We start from the raw sequence: 15,766 nt of genomic DNA on the forward strand, positions 1-15,766 counted from the left end.
CGTGGGCCCGCATCGGCACAAGTCCAATCGCGTCTTTCACCCGGTCCGGGTTTGGCGCTACAAGGGGTTATCGAGCGACCTTGGGTGACCGGGGGAACGAGACCTGCACGCCACGAAGGCAGGTTCAAAAATGGGTCGGAGGTCATCTTATGAGCGCCATCGCGTTTCCGCTGCCTGAGGCGTCGATCCTCGTGCGTCGTGACGCCATTCTGCGTGGCCTAGCCGAACTGGTGCCGCCCGAATGCCTCGTGACCTCGGAAGACGAACGCCGTGCCTTCGAGACCGACGGGCTGACGGCCTATCGTCGCATGCCGCTGGCGGTCGCGCTGCCGCGCAACACCGAGGAAGTCTCCGCGATCCTGCGCTTTTGCCATGAGAACGGCGTGAAGGTCGTGCCGCGCGGGGCTGGAACCTCGCTTTGCGGTGGCGCGATCCCGCAGGAAGACGCGATCGTGCTCGGCATCGCGAAGATGAACCGCATTCTCGAAGTGGACTATGGCAACCGCATCGCGCGCGTTCAGGCCGGCGTCACCAATCTGGCCATCACGGGTGCCGTCTCGGCCGAGAATTTCTTCTATGCTCCCGATCCGTCGTCGCAGCTCGCCTGCACCATCGCGGGCAATATCGCGATGAATTCGGGCGGCGCGCATTGCCTCAAATACGGAGTGACCACCAACAACGTGCTCGGTGTGCGCATGGTGATGATCGACGGCACGGTCGTGGATCTCGGGGGCGCGCATCTCGATTCAGGCGGGCTCGACCTGCTTGGCATCGTGGTCGGCTCCGAGGGACAGCTCGGCGTGGTCACCGAGGCGACGGTGCGCATTCTGCGTATGGCCGAGGGGGCGACGCCTGTGCTGTTCGGCTTCCCGAGCGTCGAGTCGGCTGGCGCCACCGTGGCGGCCATCATCGGGGCGGGGCTTATCCCGGTGGCCATCGAATACATGGACAAGCTCGCGATCGAGATCTGCGAGGCCTTCGCGCATGCCGGCTACCCGCTCGACGTCGAGGCGATGCTGATCATCGAAGTCGAGGGCTGTGAGGCGGAGATCCAAGCGCAGCTCGGACGCATCGTCGAGATCGCCAAGACGCATGGAGTCTCGGTCGTGAAGGAAAGCCGCTCCGCGATGGAGACCGCGGCGATCTGGAAGGGCCGCAAATCGGCCTTCGGGGCGACGGGCCGCATCGCCGACTACATCTGCATGGACGGGACCATCCCGACGGGCCGGCTGCCGGAGGTCTTGAAGCGCATCGACGAGCTCTGCGCCCAGCATGGGTTGCGGGCCGCCAATGTGTTCCATGCCGGCGACGGCAATCTGCATCCGCTCGTGCTCTACAACATCAACGATCCCGTCGAGCAGGAAAAGGCCGAGACGGTCGGCAACGAGATCCTGAAACTCTGTGTCGAGGTCGGCGGCTGCCTCACGGGCGAGCACGGCGTGGGTGTGGAAAAGCGCGACCTCATGACCTTCCAGTTCGATACTGTCGACCTCGACCAGCAGATGCGTCTTCGCGCCGCCTTCGACCCGGCTTGGCTGCTCAATCCCGCCAAGGTGTTCCCGCTTGAAGGTCGGATCGCCGCGTGAGCCCGCTCGGTCCCACCACCGAAGCCGAAGCCGCCGCTTTCATCTCCGAGGCGCGCCGGGCAGGGAAGCCCCTGGTGTTTCAGGGCGGCGGCACGCGGGCCGGGCTCGGGCGCCCGATCAATGCCGCGCAGGTGATGACGTCGCGTGGTCTCACCGGCATTACGCTGCACGAGCCGGCCGAGCTGGTGATTTCCGCGAGGGCCGGGACGCCGCTTGTGGAGGTCGAGGCCAAGCTCGCGGCGGCGGGCCAGGTGCTTCCCTTCGAACCCGTCGACCTGCGCCCGCTCTACGGCACCACGGGTGAACCCACGGTCGGCGGTATCGTGGCCGGCAACTGGTCGGGGCCGCGACGGGTCGCGGTTGGGGCCGCGCGCGATCACCTGATCGGCGTGCGCTTCGTGAACGGGCGCGGCGAGGCCGTCAAATCCGGCGGCCGGGTGATGAAAAACGTGACGGGCCTCGATCTTGTGAAGCTGCAATGTGGCGCGCATGGCACGCTCGGGTTCCTGACCGAGGTGACATTCAAGGTTCTGCCGAAGCCCGAGAGCACCGCGACGCTCGTCTATGGCGGTCTCGATGATCGGCGCGGCGTCGCGCTCCTCACGGATGCGCTGACATCTCCGTTCGAAGTTTCGGGCGCGGCGCATCTGCCGCCCGGCACCGGCGGGGCCGGCGCCCGCACCTTGGTGCGACTTGAGGGCTTTTCGCCCTCGGTCGATTATCGCTGCAACGCTCTCCAGAGCCTCCTGGCGGAGTTCGGGATGCCCGTTCGCCTCACCGGGCCAGACGCGCTGGAGCTCTGGACCGAGGTGCGCGATGCGCGCTTCCTGGCCGAGCCGCGCGAGCATGCGGTCTGGCGTCTGTCGACACCGCCCACGTCCGGACCCGGCCTTGTGGATCGCCTGCGCAACGAATTGGATTTCGTGCATTTCTACGATTGGGGCGGCGGGTTGATCTGGCTCTCCACGGCTGCGACGGGCGATGCGGGCGCCGCCGCGATCCGGCAGGCGCTCGGCCCCGACGGTGGCCATGCGACGCTGCTCCGGGCGCCGGATGGTCTTCGGGCCGCGACGCCTGTGTTCCAGCCGCTGGCGCCCGCTCTCCTGGCGCTGACCCGCCGTATCAAGGCGAGCTTCGACCCCGACGCGATCCTCAATCCTGGCCGCATGTACGCCGAAGCCTGACCGGCCGCGTCCCCGTTTCAAGGTTCCCGCCTCCCGATGCAGACCAATTTTGCCCTTGCCCAGCTGGCCGACCCGCATACGCGGGAATCCGAGAAGATCCTGCGATCCTGCGTCCATTGCGGCTTCTGCACCGCGACCTGTCCGACCTATCTGCTGCTGGGTGATGAGCTCGATTCGCCGCGCGGCCGGATCTATCTCATCAAGGACATGCTCGAAGGCGCCAAGCCCGCGACGCCCGAGGTCGTGAAGCACGTCGACCGTTGCCTGTCGTGCCTCTCCTGCATGACGACGTGTCCGTCCGGCGTGCATTACATGCACCTCGTCGACCACGCCCGCGCCTATATCGAACAGACCTACCGGCGTCCGCTATTCGACCGGGCCTTGCGCCGGCTGCTCGCGGCGGTGCTGCCCTACCGCAACCGCTTCCGGTTGGCGCTGCTCGCGGCGCGGATCGCCAAGCCCTTGATGCCGCTTGTGGCAACCCTTCCTGCAGTCGGGCCGCGCCTGTCCGCCATGCTTGATCTCGCGCCAGCCGGCATCCCGCCGCGCTCAGGCCAGGAACCGGGCCGGAAGCTTCTTCCTCTGCAGATGCAGGGCAAGCGTGGCCGCGTGGCCATGCTGACCGGTTGCGCCCAGTCGGTTTTGAAACCCGCCATCAATGAGGCCGCGATCCGGCTTCTCAACCGGCGAGGGATCGAGGTGGTGCTTCCCAAAGGCGAAGGCTGCTGCGGCGCCCTCGTCCACCACTTGGGGCAGGAGGCCGCAGGTTTGGACTTCGCCCGCCGCAACATCGATGCCTGGATGCGCGAGGTGGATGGGTCCGGGCTCGACGCCATTCTGATCACGGCCTCGGGCTGCGGCACGACCGTCAAGGACTACGGTTTCATGCTGCGCGACGACCCCGCCTATGCGGCCAAGGCGAAGCGGATCTCGGCGATGGCCCAGGATGTGACGGAATATCTCGGCGGCCTCGAGCTTCCACCTGCGAGCAACCCCACAGGCCAGACGGTCGCGTATCATTCAGCCTGCTCGATGCAGCACGGCCAGAAGATCACCGACCTTCCCAAACGTCTGCTGAAAGCCGCGGGCTTTGCGGTGAAAGACGTGCCGGAAGGCCATATCTGCTGCGGCTCGGCCGGCACCTACAACATCCTCCAGCCCGAAATCGCCGGCCGTCTGCGCGACCGAAAGGTCGCCAATATCGAGCGCACGAAACCCGACCTCATCGCGGCCGGCAACATCGGTTGCATGACGCAGATCGGCAAGGGCACCACCATCCCGATCGTCCACACGGTCGAGCTGCTGGATTGGGCGTATGGCGGGCCGAAGCCGGAGGGAATGCAGGGCATCGAGACCGTGGGATCGAACAGCGCGTCGCGCGCTTCGGCGCATTAGCAATGTGGTTCACGCCCGTCGTCGCGTGCGAAATCACAGTTTGATGGACGTCCGGTCGCGGGGATAGCATCAACTGGAGAGCAACGCCCTTGGGATACACGATTGATCAGCCTTTGCGAGCCGTCGCTTTGAAGAAGGTGTAGCAGAAGGTGCCACCGGGTTCCGCGGTCCGCTCTAACGCGGCGATCCCTTCGTCGAAACGGCCCGGTGTGATGAGATCTGCGGCGATTGCCGGTTCGCGGATGCTCGCGATCATGGCCGCGAATGTCCTTCGAATGAAACCTTCCGCCAGCCGTGGGCTATCCGCGTCGACATAGACGGGGCAGGGGGTCACACAAATATTGTCGAAACCTGCAGCCTCAATCAAGGGACGGAGCCTGCGTCCGATGCCGGCATCGCCACCAGCGCGCCGCTGTAACTCCACCTGACAGTCGATCGCCTCGTGCGCCGCGGCATGGTCTGGATGAAAGAGCGCCGAGCCGTGATCGCCCTCGATCACTGTGACCGTGCCGCCAGGTTTGAGGACGCGCCTCACTTCGTTCAATGCTGCCGCCGGCTGGCAGAGGTGCTCCAACAGAAAGCACACGAAAGCATGGTCGAAGCTTTCGTCGGCGAATGGCAGCGCCATGACATCGGCCTGCTCGACGCGTGCGTTGGTTAATTTTTCCGCAGCCAAGCGTTGACGTGCCTGGGCCATGGACGCCTGGGATATTTCAACCGCGACGATCTGCGCCCCAGGATTGTTGCGGGCCAACGGCACCGTCTGGGCTCCGATGCCACAACCCGCTTCGAGCACGACGCTGCCGTATGGGAAGATGATCCCGGCGTGCAGCCACTCCTCCAAGGCCCCGGCCTGATCCTCAAGGCGCCGGTGCTCGACCGCATCATAGCCATGAACATATTCGCGCCGCATCGTTCGATCCTCCCTGCCTGTCACCAAACTGTGCGCAGGCCGGGCGCGGGTCTTGAACGAAATTGCAGGGCTCAGGCGAGTGCGGCGCGATAGCGGCCCGGCGTCACCCCGAACTGGCGAACGAAGGCACGCGTCATGTGGCTCTGGTCGGCGAACCCGCACCGCAACGCGACCTCCACGATCGCCAGACCTTCGGCCAGATATCGGCGCGCCAGCCGCACCCGTCGCTGCACGAGGTAGGCATGCGGCGTCACCCCGACGTCGCGCGTGAAACCGCGCACCAATTGGAACCGGCTGAGACCTTCGAGGGCCGCAAGCTCGGCGAGGGTTGTGACCCGCTGGGGTGCATCGTCGATGCGCTGACGTGCTTTGGTCACGGCCGGCAAAGGACCGTGCGGCGGCCTCGGCCGACTTCCGTATCGCCCCATGAGATGCGCGAGGCATCGGATCAACTCCTGCTCGACCGAAAACATATCGGGCACCGTCTCGATCAGCTGAGCGAATGCATGATCGAACCGTGTGGAAAGCACGGGATCAGATAAGGCCGGCCGGGTGATTTCAGTCTTGTCGCCGATCTCGCGGTGGACGACGCCGGGGTCCAGGTAGAGAATGCGCCAGCCACGCGGAAGGCCCTGGAGTGGACGTCCATCGTGGATTTCGCCGGGGTTCACCGTGATGATGTCTCCGGCGTCGGACTGTACGGCGCCGATGCCGCTCCAGGATCGCTGGGCGCCGAAATCCATCACGCCGATGCCGAATCCGTCGTGGGCGTGCCTCGGAAAGACGTGATCGGTCAGCAATGTCATGGGCTCCACCCCACGCAACACCGATTTATGCTGCACGACGCGATGAATCCGACCGCTCATGCGCCGGTTTTCCCGATCACCCCCGCGCCGCCTCGTCCGCCGCCAGCTTCCGCGCCAGCACCTTGTCGATGCGCCGGCCGTCGAGATCGACGACTTCGAACAGCCAACCGAAAGCTTCCACCGATTCTCCTGTCGCCGGCAGGTGTTCGAACTGGTCCACCACGAAGCCCGCAACCGTATGGTAGGTGCGTCGCTCGGGGAGGGTGATGTGGAAGCGCTCGGCCATTTCGTCGACCGGCATGGAGCCGGCCAGGAGCCAGGACCCGTCGCCGCGCTTCACCGCATCCGGCTCGTTCTCGCCCTCATCGGCCTTGAAGGCGCCCGCGATGGCGTCGAGCAGGTCGGCGGGTGTCACGAGCCCCTCGAAATGCCCGTATTCGTCATGCACCAGCACGATCGGGACAGGCGCGGTGCGCAGGACGTTCAGGACGTCGAGCGCCTGCAGGGTGTCCGGAATGACTGGCACCTCGCGGATGAAGTCCTTGAGCGCCCAGGGTTCGCCTGAGAGCAGCGCCGGCAGCAGTTCGCGCAGTTGCACCACGCCGACGACGTCGTCGATCACGCCCGACATCACCGGCAACCGCGAATGATGCGCCGCGACCAACCTTCTGACGATCTCTTCGTCGCTCAGCGTCGCGTCCAGCCACTCGACATCGGTGCGCGGCGTCATCACGGCGCGGGCCGAACGGTCGCCGAGGCGCAGCACGCCGGCGATCATCTGGTGCTCCGCGCCTTCGATCACGCCCGAAGTCGCGGCTTCCGTGACGAGCGTCTTGAGCTCCTCTTCGGTCACGGCCGAGGGCGGAGCCGAGGATTTACCGAGAGCCGCGAAGATCAGGCGTGTCGACACGTCCAGAATGACGGTGACCGGCGCCGTGATCCCGGCCAGGGCCCGCATGGTCGGCGCGACCGCGCAGGCGATCGGCTCCGGCTCGCGCAAGGCGAGCTGTTTCGGCACGAGTTCGCCGATCACGACCGACAGATAGGTGATGATCACCACCACGAGGCCATAGCCGAGCGGGTTGGCAATATTGGTGGAGAGGCCGCGATCTGCCAGCCAATGGCTCAGAATGTCGCCAAGGCCCGCCCCCGAATAGGCGCCCGCCAGAATGCCGATCAGCGTGATGCCGATCTGCACCGTGGACAGGAATCGACCGGGCTCCTCGTGCAGTACCATCGCAGCCTGGGCGCCGCGACGCCCAGCATCGGCCATCACTCTGAGCCGGGCGCGGCGCGACGACACGATGGCGAGTTCCGAGACCGCGAAAACGCCGTTGAGCAGGATCAGCACAAGGGCGATGAAAAGTTCGAGCACGTGGGTCCGGTTGTCACGTCGCGCAACGGGCGCTTCCCTCGTCTGGCCGAGACAGGACAGGGGGACCGCGCCAACGTCGCAAACGAGTCGGGTCCTGCACTCCTCGTGCGGCCCGACAGGCTTTGTGTTTACCCGCCGCCAAACAGCTTGTCGAGCAGGGAGCGGTTATCCGCCTTGGCGGTCCCTCGCGGATCGGGGATGGGCTCGGGCGGCAGCAGGACGTCGGGGTCGGGTCGGCGTGTGGCTTGAGGCGGCGCAGGAGGCGGAGAAGCGGCCGGCACGATCGGCAGAAGAGCTCCGGCCTGCGCCGGCTTTGGCGCCGATGCGCCCCCGTTGAGCATGCTGGCGACCGCGCCGAGCAATGGGTCGGTGCTGGCCTCTGCCGCGGGCGCCGGCCGCCACAAACCGCCAATCAGCGGCGACGGTGCGGTCGTGCGAAGCGCCGCCGTCATGAAGCGGCTCCAGATCTCGACCGGCAGGGTTCCGCCGGAGGATTTCTTGGTGGGGGAACTATCGTCGTTCCCGAGCCAGATCCCAGCCGTCAGAGCGCTCGTGTAGCCGACGAACCACGCGTCGCGCCAATCCTGGCTCGTTCCGGTCTTGCCGGCGGCCTGCCAGCCGGGCAGGTCCGCCTTGCGGGCCGTACCGGTCAGCAGGGTCTCGCGCATCATGGCGTTCATCATGGCGACCGACGTTTTGTCGATGACGCGGCCGTAGCCGGTGCCCTTGCGCTGGTAGAGAAGCTGCCCGCTCGTGCGTTTGACGCTCATGATGATATGCGGCTGCACGCCCATGCCGCCGTTACTGAACGGCACATAGGCGGTCACGAGTTCCAGTGGAGATACTTCGGAGGTCCCGAGCGCGATCGAGGCATTCGGTTGCAGGTCGGACGTGATGCCCAGGCGGTGCGCTGTGGCGATGACGGCTTTCGGGCCGACTTCGACCCCCAACCGAACCGCCACCGTATTGAGCGACTGCGCCAGTCCCGTCGTCAGTGTGACAGGCCCGGCATATTGGCGGGAGTAATTCTCCGGTTGCCAGCCCTTCACGTTGACGGGCGCGTCGTCGCGGACGCTGTCGGGTGTGAGACCGCGTTCGAGGGCCGTGAGATACACGAAGGGCTTGAAGGCCGACCCCGGCTGACGTTTGGCCGCGACCGCCCGGTCGAATTGACTCTCCGCATAATTGCGTCCGCCGATCAGCACCTTGATGGCCCCGCTCGGATCGAGGGCGACGAGGGCGCCTTGGCTGACGCCGAATTTTGCCCCCTTGGCGTCGAGTGCGTCGGCCAGGGCGCGCTCGCCCGCCGCCTGCATCGCGGGATCGACCGTGGTGGTGACCACGATATCCGTGTCGAAGGCCCCGACCGTGTCGTCGAGCGTGTCCATCACGTAATCGGCCACGTAGTTGACCGAGCCATCGCCCTTTTCGTGGGCCACGACGGCGGGTTTGACGAGAGCTTGGCGAGCGGCATCACGCGTGATGAAACCTTCGTCCGCCATGGCGTCGATCACCTGCGCGGCGCGCTCGGTCGCCCCTTGTGGATTGCGGTTCGGCGCGAGTTTCGTCGGGGCCTTCATGAGCCCGGCCAGAACGGCCGCCTCGGGCAAGGTCAGGTCTTTGGCGTTCTTGCCGTAGTAACGGTGCGCCGCCGCCTCGACCCCATAGGCGCCCGAGCCGAAGTAGACGCGGTTGAGATAGAGTTCGAGAATCTGGGTCTTGCTGTACCGGTGCTCCAGCCACAGGGCCAGGATGGCTTCCTGCACCTTGCGGGAAAGCGTGCGCTCCTGGTTGAGGAACAGGTTCTTGGCCAATTGCTGGGTGAGCGTCGAGCCGCCCTGAACGGCGCCGCCCGATGCGTTGCGGACGATCGCGCGGAGGATGCCGACCGGATCGATGCCCCAATGCGAATAGAAGCGCCGGTCCTCGATCGCGATGAAGGCTTGCGGCACGTAAGGCGGCAAGTCGCGCAGCAGAACCGCCGCGCCGCCGGTGTCCCCGCGATTGGCCAGAAGGGTGCCGGTGCTGCCCATGATGGCGATATTCGGCGGGCGCTTGGGTATCGACAGTTGATCGATCGGCGGCAGGTCGCGGGCCTCGTAGACCACGAGGCCTCCGACGCCGGCCACGCACCACAGGCCGAGCACCACGGCCCAGTAGCCGAGGCGAGACACGAGCGAGCGTCGGCGCCGGCGTGGTGCGCTCGTCGCGGCCGCGGATTTCTGCTTGCGCCCATTGCCCCGGCGCGTCACCGGGCCGACCACATCCGCCAGGGAAGGCGCCGCGTCAAAGCCCGGCTCCCGGCGCTCGTTCGCGATTCGGCGCGGCCGGTCGCCGGGAAGCAGCCTGTCATCCGAGGAGATCGCCACATCGTCCGGCGACCGCGTCGGCACGGAGATGCGGGGTTCGCGGCGTGCGCCATCCCCCGACCTGCTCCCCTCATGCCCGCTGCCCTTGTCCATGCTCCCCCGGCCTTCGACCGCTCGGGACCGACCTTCAGGCTAATGGCGGCGGATTAAGGGCCGATGAACTCTATGGGAGCCTCAGCGATGCGCTCCGCGGCCGAATCGCGTGACCTCTTCGATCTCGCTTCGCGACACGCCGATATCATGCAGCATCTCGTCGCTCAGGAGATGCATGGAATGGTTTGCCTTACGGAGGCGCCAGGCAAGGGCGAGCCTTCCCGCGAGAGCCCCGATGACATGGAAGGCACCACCCGCGGTGCGCGGACGGACACTTGTGGGAAAAGACAGAGTGGACATGACAGAATTCCTCGTTCGATGTTCGGAAGATAAGGAGGCTCCTTGCATTATGAAAACGAATGTTCATTATCTCTGACATAACGCGCCTTTATGAGAGCGGCATGGTTCGCAATATCGATACGGCCCTGATCCGGGCCTTCACCACTGTGGCCGACACGGCCAGCATGACGGCCGCCGCCGAGGCGCTGCATCTCACGCAAGCCGCCATCAGCCAGCAGATCAAGCGGCTGGAGGAGGCCTTCGGGACCACGCTGTTCGACCGTGACCGCAAGGGGCTGGCGCTGACCAACGACGGCGAGCGGCTCTACGCCAGAGCCAAGCGATTGCTCGGCATGAACGACGAGATCTGGGCCGAGATGACAACGGCGGCTTTCGACGGCGAGGTCCGCCTCGGCGTTCCCTACGATCTTGTCGGGAATTACATGCCGGCGATCCTGAAGGCTTTTGCTTCGGCCCATCCAAAGGTCGAGATCACCCTGACCTGCATGACCTCGCCCGATCTCATCGAAGCGCTCGCGGCCGATCGGCTCGATCTGGTCATCGCCGAGGAGCCTTTCGGACGCTCACGTGGCGAGTGCATCTTGACCGACCGCCTGGTCTGGGTGGGCGCGAAGGGCGGCGACGCCTTCCGCAGGCGACCGTTGCCCATTTCGCTCGGCTGCGAGACCTGTGCGTTTCGTCCGGTGCTGTTCGAGGCGTTGAAAAAAAGCAGCTTGCCGTGGCGCACGGTGGCCGAGAGTGACGGCACTTTCGCGATCAGCGCGACGGTACAGACCGATCTCGCCGTCACGGCGCTCCTGGCCAGCACGATCGTACCCGGCCTCGATGTGCTATCGTCCGGATCGGGCCTGCCGCCACTTCCGAATTTCACTGTCAACTTGCACCTGCCACCGACCGGCACGAGCCCGGTCGTCCAGGCGCTTGCGGAAACCGTGAGACAAGGATTTCTAGGCCGTCAGCGGCAGGCCGCCGCCTGACCTCAGGTGGAGCGACGCCGGCCGGTGACCTCGATCTCGATTTTCATACGCGGATCGGCCAACCCGGCGACGATCATTGTGGCGGCGGGCTGAACCGGCCCGAACCGCTCCCGCAGCACCGGCCAGCACGGCTCGAAGTCGGCGCGCTCAGGCAGAATGTATCGGACCCGCACGATGTCCATGAGCCCGAAGCCCGCCTGCCGCAGGGCGGTCTCGATGTTGTCGATCGTCTGCCGAGCCTGCTCGACCACGTCCGTCGAAATGGCACCTGTCGCATAGTCGAAGCCCGTCGTGCCGGACACGAAGATCCAGTCCCCCTCGACCACTGCTCGCGCATAGCCGATCTGGGCTTCGAAGACCGAGCCGGAGGAGACAAACTGGCGTGTCATTGAAAACCTACCCGCGATGGAGCATCGTGACTGCGACCCGACAGATCCGTTGGAGCAGCCGGGACGACAATCTATAGGGTACCCTCCTAGAGAACCGCGAAAAAGTGCCAGCCTATTCAAAGATTCAAGTTGCGTGGGTTAACTTTTTGTTCATAAATTAGTGACGTAGCGGAAAGTTCTTCTGTGGAGCGCCGCAATACTTCTTGTAATGCGTTGTCTGCGGGTGATCTATGACGATCTGCCTCCGTGAAGTACTTAGCTTATTTGTATTGCAATTTATGCTGGCGGGTTGTGTCTCGGCCGATGCTGGCAATACAACAGCATTTAAAGATGCTGTTGCGCAGCAATCCTCGTCGGAGCCAATGCTGAGGCCGGGGGATCGCGTTCAAGTCACTGTCTTTGGGGAAACCGCCATCACCGGGTCTTACGATGTGGCTGCGTCGGGGACGATCCAAGTTCCTTTGGCGGGCTCCGTCGAAGCTAGTGGTCAGACCGCGCAAGAACTTGAAACCAAGATCACTGCCGCTCTTCAGCGCAAATACTTGCGAGACCCGAAGGTGACGGTTGCGATCCTGACGCTGCATCCCTTCTACGTATTGGGGGAAGTCGAGAAGCCGGGGGAATATCCCTATCGCAGTGGTCTCAATCTGTGGCGGGCTCTTGCGGTCGCGGGTGGGCAGACCTACCGCGCCAGTTCGTCGTCGGTCCTGATCCAGCATGCCGGCGAAACCACCACGGCCGAATATGACCTGACGCAAGACGTGATCGTCAGACCCGGCGATCTGATCCGCGTCCCCGAACGCTGGTTCTGATCCGCGCGTTCGGGCCCTCCCGCAACGTCACTCCGCCGCTATGAGCCGCATCCGGAGAGGCCCGAATGAGCGCCCGGTGGCTCGTCGTCATCTGCATCTTAGGCCGCCCGGACCCTGGGTGGACGGAGGAACGTGCCATGCCGTCTGCGCAAGAGGCGACGGAGTATCTGTCTCCCAAGATCATGGCGGACGCCCATCCACGATGGCGCGCTGCCGATAGCCAGGCGGGTGCCGCCTGGGGAGGGTTTCTGGCTTGGCCGTCGCTTGGCGTCGGCGCACTCGTCGACAGCAATCCCTCGCAGGCGCATGGGCCGCATGCCACCACGCTCGGCACCAGGATCACGCCGACGGTCGTGGTCGAGCGCGAGAGCGGCGTGCATGCCACGGCCTTCTATGGCTGGGCCGACGCCCAGCTCTACCCGGCGCGTCCCGATGCCGACCAGCTCGACGGGCGGGTCGGGATTCTGCACGACTGGGCGGTCAGCCGTGACCTGATGGTCCGCCTGCAAGGCGACCTGTCGCAGACACGCGATCGCCTGGACAGCCGCGAAGCCGTGACAGGCTCGTCGCAGGGTCAGCCGTTTCAGCGGCGTGACGCGACCCTGGCGGCATCGGTGCAGAAAACCTTCAATCATCTGTTCGCCTCAGTGGCGGGTGACGTGGTTCATTCGAGCTTCGCCGGCGGCGCGGTGCGGACGCGCGACGGGGCGCCCGGCCTCAGCGACCAGACCGCTGTCGAAGTCAAAGCCCGAGCAGGCTATTTTCTAGGGCCCGCACTCTTCGCCTTCGCCGAGCCGGCTGCGAACTGGCGCACCCTCGATGCCGTCGACGATCGGTCGCATGGCACGCGGCTTGTCGCCGGCCTCGGGGTCGACCGCATCGGACTTCTCGGCGGTGACTTCTACGTCGGCGCGCAACGCCAGACATTTACGCGCCGTCCGACCAACGTCACCGAGCCGGTGTTCGGTGGGCGTCTCACCTGGTGGCCCACCGCCGCCTGGACCGTGTCGATCACGCTCGACCGACGTCTCGATCAGGCGGCGGTCGGCACAGTGGGTGAGCCGCTCGGTACGCCGATCGATGCCGTGACCGAGACGGCCAGGCTCCGTTTCACGCCCTCGCGCCAATGGTGGGGCGAAGCCGCGCTGTTTCATGTCGCGGTGGCCTACCTCGGAACGACCCGCCGCGATCAGCTTGTCGGCGTGGATGCGACGCTCGCCTATCTGTGGCGCCACGACCTCGATCTTACGGCCGACCTCCGGCTGACGCATGTCGAGTCGACGCTCACCATCGCCTCCTATGACCGCGCTAGCGCAACGCTCGGGGCTCGCTACCACTATTGACCCTTCGGGATCGGCCACACCCATGAGCCTCACGAGCAGCCTCCCGCTCCGCCGTTCCATCGGCAACGATGATGCGGTTCCGGTCCTTCGCCAGATACAGGCCTTCCTTCATCGACGCTGGCTGCAAGTCGGGGCAACGACGCTCGTGGTCGTGATCTTCGCCGTGTTCGCTCTGCAGATGTTGCCGGCGCGATTCTGCGCCAGCGCGGAGGTGCTTCTCGACCCACGGCGCGACAAGGCTTTCGGTCCCGATGATGTCGCGGCGACCGTCACGCTCGATACCGCGAATGTCGAAAGCGCCGTGGCCCTGATCAAGGGCAATGCCGTGCTGTTGCGGGTCGTCCAATTGGAGAACCTCGCCAGCGATCCCGACTTCAACGGAGCGCATCAAGCGACGAACCGGCTTTGGCGCGATCTCGGCGCCCTGCTGGGCCATAAGGCCGCTCTTCCAGCCTCGCCCGAACATCATGCGGTGGGAGCCTTGTTCCGCGCCCTTAAAGTCGATCGGGTCGGCAAGGCCTATGTGGTTTCGATCAGCGTCACGACCCGAGATCCCGGCAAGGCTGCACGGCTCGCCAATGCGGTCGCCGAGGGCTTTGTCCGAGACCAGCGCGACGCTCGGTTGGAAGCCCGACGTCGCGAAGCGACCTTCTTTGCCGAGCGGCTCGCGCCGCTGAGCGAGCAATTGCGGCGCTCGGAGGATGCCCTCGACCGCTTCCGACGGGATCACGACCTGACCGCCACCGCCAGCAGCGGCAGGGAGGCCGACCGGCCGTCTTCCCTGAACGAACAGCAATTGACCGAGCTGAACAGCCGGTTGGCCGCGTCGCGCGCCGAGACCGCCCAGGCCTGGGCGGCCTACGATGGGGCGCGGGGAACGGTGGCCCACGGCGCCATGGAAATGATTCCCGACGTGGTTCGCTCGACTGTCGTCGGGCAATTGCGCCAGCAGCAGGCCGAAGTGGCCCGCAAGGAGGCCGATCTCGCGGCTCGCTACAGCGATTCCTATCCGACCCTGGTCGACGTTCGCGCCGAGCGGCGCGAAATCGAACGGGCGATCGCACGCGAGATGGCCCGCATCGTCGGCAATCTGAAAGGCGTCTACGAGATCGCCAAATCGCGAGAAGACGGGCTCCGGGCCGGCATGACGGTGACGACTGGCGCCGCTGGCCTCGACAACGATCTCGGACGCCAATTGCGTGAGCTCGAACGTGTGAAGCTTGTCGATCAGACTGTCTTTGAAACCTATCTGGCCCGTGCCAAGGGCGCCGAGCAGCAGGCCGGGTTCGAGGAACATGACGTTCGGATCGTATCGCCGGCGAGCGAGCCGGTGGTCCCAGCCTTTCCTCAGACCAAAATCGTGCTGGTCTGCGCCGGCTTGCTCGGCCTCGGCCTCGGCGTCGCGCTTGGACTGGCGCTCGACGCGCTCGATCAGGGGTTTCCTACGGCGCATCAACTTGAGCATCTGACCGGCTTGCCGGTGCTGGCGAGCATTCCCTGGCTCACGCGGCGTGACAGAACGCTTGATGGCAAGATTTTGGATCCGGCGCGTTTCCTCGTGCAGCGTCCGCGCAGCCCCTATGCCGAGGGGCTCCTCGCCGTGCGGGCGAGCCTTGCCGCCCTCCCGGTCACTCGAAGCGGCTGCGTGACGCTCGTCACCTCTTCGGTGCCAGGCGAAGGCAAGTCCAACCTGGCGCTGGGCCTCGCGCTTTCGGCGACGCTGGCCGGCCGTCGTGTCCTGATCCTCGACGCCGATCTGCGGCAGCCGTCGCTGTCGCGGTACTTCGGTGTCGAGAACCGGCTCGGTTTCGTCGATATGTTGTCGGGCCTTGTCGGAACTGCGGAAACCACTGTGCCACTCGGCCCGAGCCTGGCCATCATGCCGGCGGGCCGGAAGTCCGCAAGTGCGCCGGACCTGTTCGGTTCGCCGCGCATGGCGATTTATCTCGACCACCTGCGTCGCATTTACGACCTCATTGTAATCGACGCGGCCCCGCTCGAAGCGGTGGTCGATGCGGCCGTGCTGTCCCGCCTCAGCGATCGTATTGTCTTCGTGGTCGGCTGGCGGGAGACCGCCAAGGAGATCGTGGTCCGCAGCCTGCAACGGTTGGGCAGTCGGACGAAAATCGCCGGACTGGTGCTGAACAAGGTGGATGAGCGCAAGGCGCCGCATTACGGGCGGCGCCGGACCATCGAGTCCCACGATTACGCGGAGGCGTGAGGC

13 protein-coding genes are annotated in these 15,766 nt (G+C 65.5%); 7 read left to right on the forward strand and 6 right to left on the reverse strand.

What is annotated here, in order from left to right; translation table 11 throughout:
* Positions 1 to 149 precede the first annotated feature (149 nt).
* From M8523_RS00745 to glcF, 3 genes are read left to right on the forward strand one after another with little or no spacing between them, the layout of a single operon-like run.
* Entirely contained in the window at positions 150 to 1,586 is a 1,437-nt protein-coding gene (locus tag M8523_RS00745; protein WP_282582907.1) for an FAD-linked oxidase C-terminal domain-containing protein, read from the forward strand.
* Positions 1,583 to 2,770 carry a glycolate oxidase subunit GlcE gene (gene glcE, locus M8523_RS00750; protein ID WP_282582908.1) on the forward strand — a complete coding sequence of 396 codons (1,188 nt, stop codon included), beginning with the start codon at positions 1,583 to 1,585 and terminating at the stop codon, positions 2,768 to 2,770. The genes M8523_RS00745 and glcE overlap by 4 nt, the downstream gene beginning before the upstream one ends.
* Before the next feature lie 36 nt (positions 2,771 to 2,806).
* Positions 2,807 to 4,165 (forward strand): glycolate oxidase subunit GlcF, encoded by a 1,359-nt coding sequence (gene glcF, locus M8523_RS00755; protein ID WP_282582909.1) that lies wholly within the window; start codon positions 2,807 to 2,809, stop codon positions 4,163 to 4,165.
* A 106-nt stretch (positions 4,166 to 4,271) separates the two neighbouring features.
* On the opposite strand, the gene M8523_RS00760 is transcribed toward glcF, so the two are convergent.
* From M8523_RS00760 to M8523_RS00780, 5 genes are all read right to left on the reverse strand, one after another.
* On the reverse strand, positions 4,272 to 5,078 hold the full coding sequence (locus tag M8523_RS00760; protein ID WP_282582910.1) for a methyltransferase domain-containing protein: 807 nt from the start codon (positions 5,076 to 5,078) through the stop codon (positions 4,272 to 4,274).
* A 71-nt stretch (positions 5,079 to 5,149) separates the two neighbouring features.
* Positions 5,150 to 5,944 (reverse strand): helix-turn-helix transcriptional regulator, encoded by a 795-nt coding sequence (locus M8523_RS00765; protein WP_282582911.1) that lies wholly within the window; start codon positions 5,942 to 5,944, stop codon positions 5,150 to 5,152.
* 16 nt (positions 5,945 to 5,960) lie between these two features.
* A complete protein-coding gene (locus M8523_RS00770; protein WP_282582912.1) occupies positions 5,961 to 7,259 on the reverse strand; it encodes a hemolysin family protein in 1,299 nt (432 codons plus the stop codon).
* Between the two features lie 128 nt (positions 7,260 to 7,387).
* Positions 7,388 to 9,721 (reverse strand): transglycosylase domain-containing protein, encoded by a 2,334-nt coding sequence (locus tag M8523_RS00775; protein ID WP_282582913.1) that lies wholly within the window; start codon positions 9,719 to 9,721, stop codon positions 7,388 to 7,390.
* An 81-nt stretch (positions 9,722 to 9,802) separates the two neighbouring features.
* Positions 9,803 to 10,021, reverse strand: coding sequence for a YjiS-like domain-containing protein (locus tag M8523_RS00780; RefSeq protein WP_282582914.1), 219 nt, complete (start codon positions 10,019 to 10,021; stop codon positions 9,803 to 9,805).
* Between the two features lie 101 nt (positions 10,022 to 10,122).
* Between M8523_RS00780 and M8523_RS00785 the strand changes: the two genes are divergently transcribed.
* A complete protein-coding gene (locus M8523_RS00785) occupies positions 10,123 to 10,998 on the forward strand; it encodes a LysR family transcriptional regulator (RefSeq protein WP_282582915.1) in 876 nt (291 codons plus the stop codon).
* A 2-nt stretch (positions 10,999 to 11,000) separates the two neighbouring features.
* Here M8523_RS00785 and M8523_RS00790 read toward each other — a convergent pair whose 3' ends face one another.
* Positions 11,001 to 11,387, reverse strand: coding sequence for a RidA family protein (locus tag M8523_RS00790; RefSeq protein WP_282582916.1), 387 nt, complete (start codon positions 11,385 to 11,387; stop codon positions 11,001 to 11,003).
* Positions 11,388 to 11,617: 230 nt separating this feature from the next.
* Between M8523_RS00790 and M8523_RS00795 the strand changes: the two genes are divergently transcribed.
* From M8523_RS00795 to M8523_RS00805, 3 genes are all read left to right on the forward strand, one after another.
* A complete protein-coding gene (locus M8523_RS00795; protein WP_282582917.1) occupies positions 11,618 to 12,199 on the forward strand; it encodes a polysaccharide biosynthesis/export family protein in 582 nt (193 codons plus the stop codon).
* Between the two features lie 137 nt (positions 12,200 to 12,336).
* Positions 12,337 to 13,542, forward strand: a complete 1,206-nt coding sequence (locus tag M8523_RS00800; RefSeq protein ID WP_282582918.1) for an outer membrane beta-barrel protein — start codon at positions 12,337 to 12,339, stop codon at positions 13,540 to 13,542.
* Between the two features lie 22 nt (positions 13,543 to 13,564).
* Positions 13,565 to 15,763 carry a GumC family protein gene (locus M8523_RS00805; RefSeq protein ID WP_282582919.1) on the forward strand — a complete coding sequence of 733 codons (2,199 nt, stop codon included), beginning with the start codon at positions 13,565 to 13,567 and terminating at the stop codon, positions 15,761 to 15,763.
* Positions 15,764 to 15,766: the final 3 nt, after the last annotated feature.

Source organism: Lichenifustis flavocetrariae (assembly GCF_026130545.1).
GTDB classification, from domain to species: domain Bacteria; phylum Pseudomonadota; class Alphaproteobacteria; order Rhizobiales; family Beijerinckiaceae; genus Lichenihabitans; species Lichenihabitans flavocetrariae.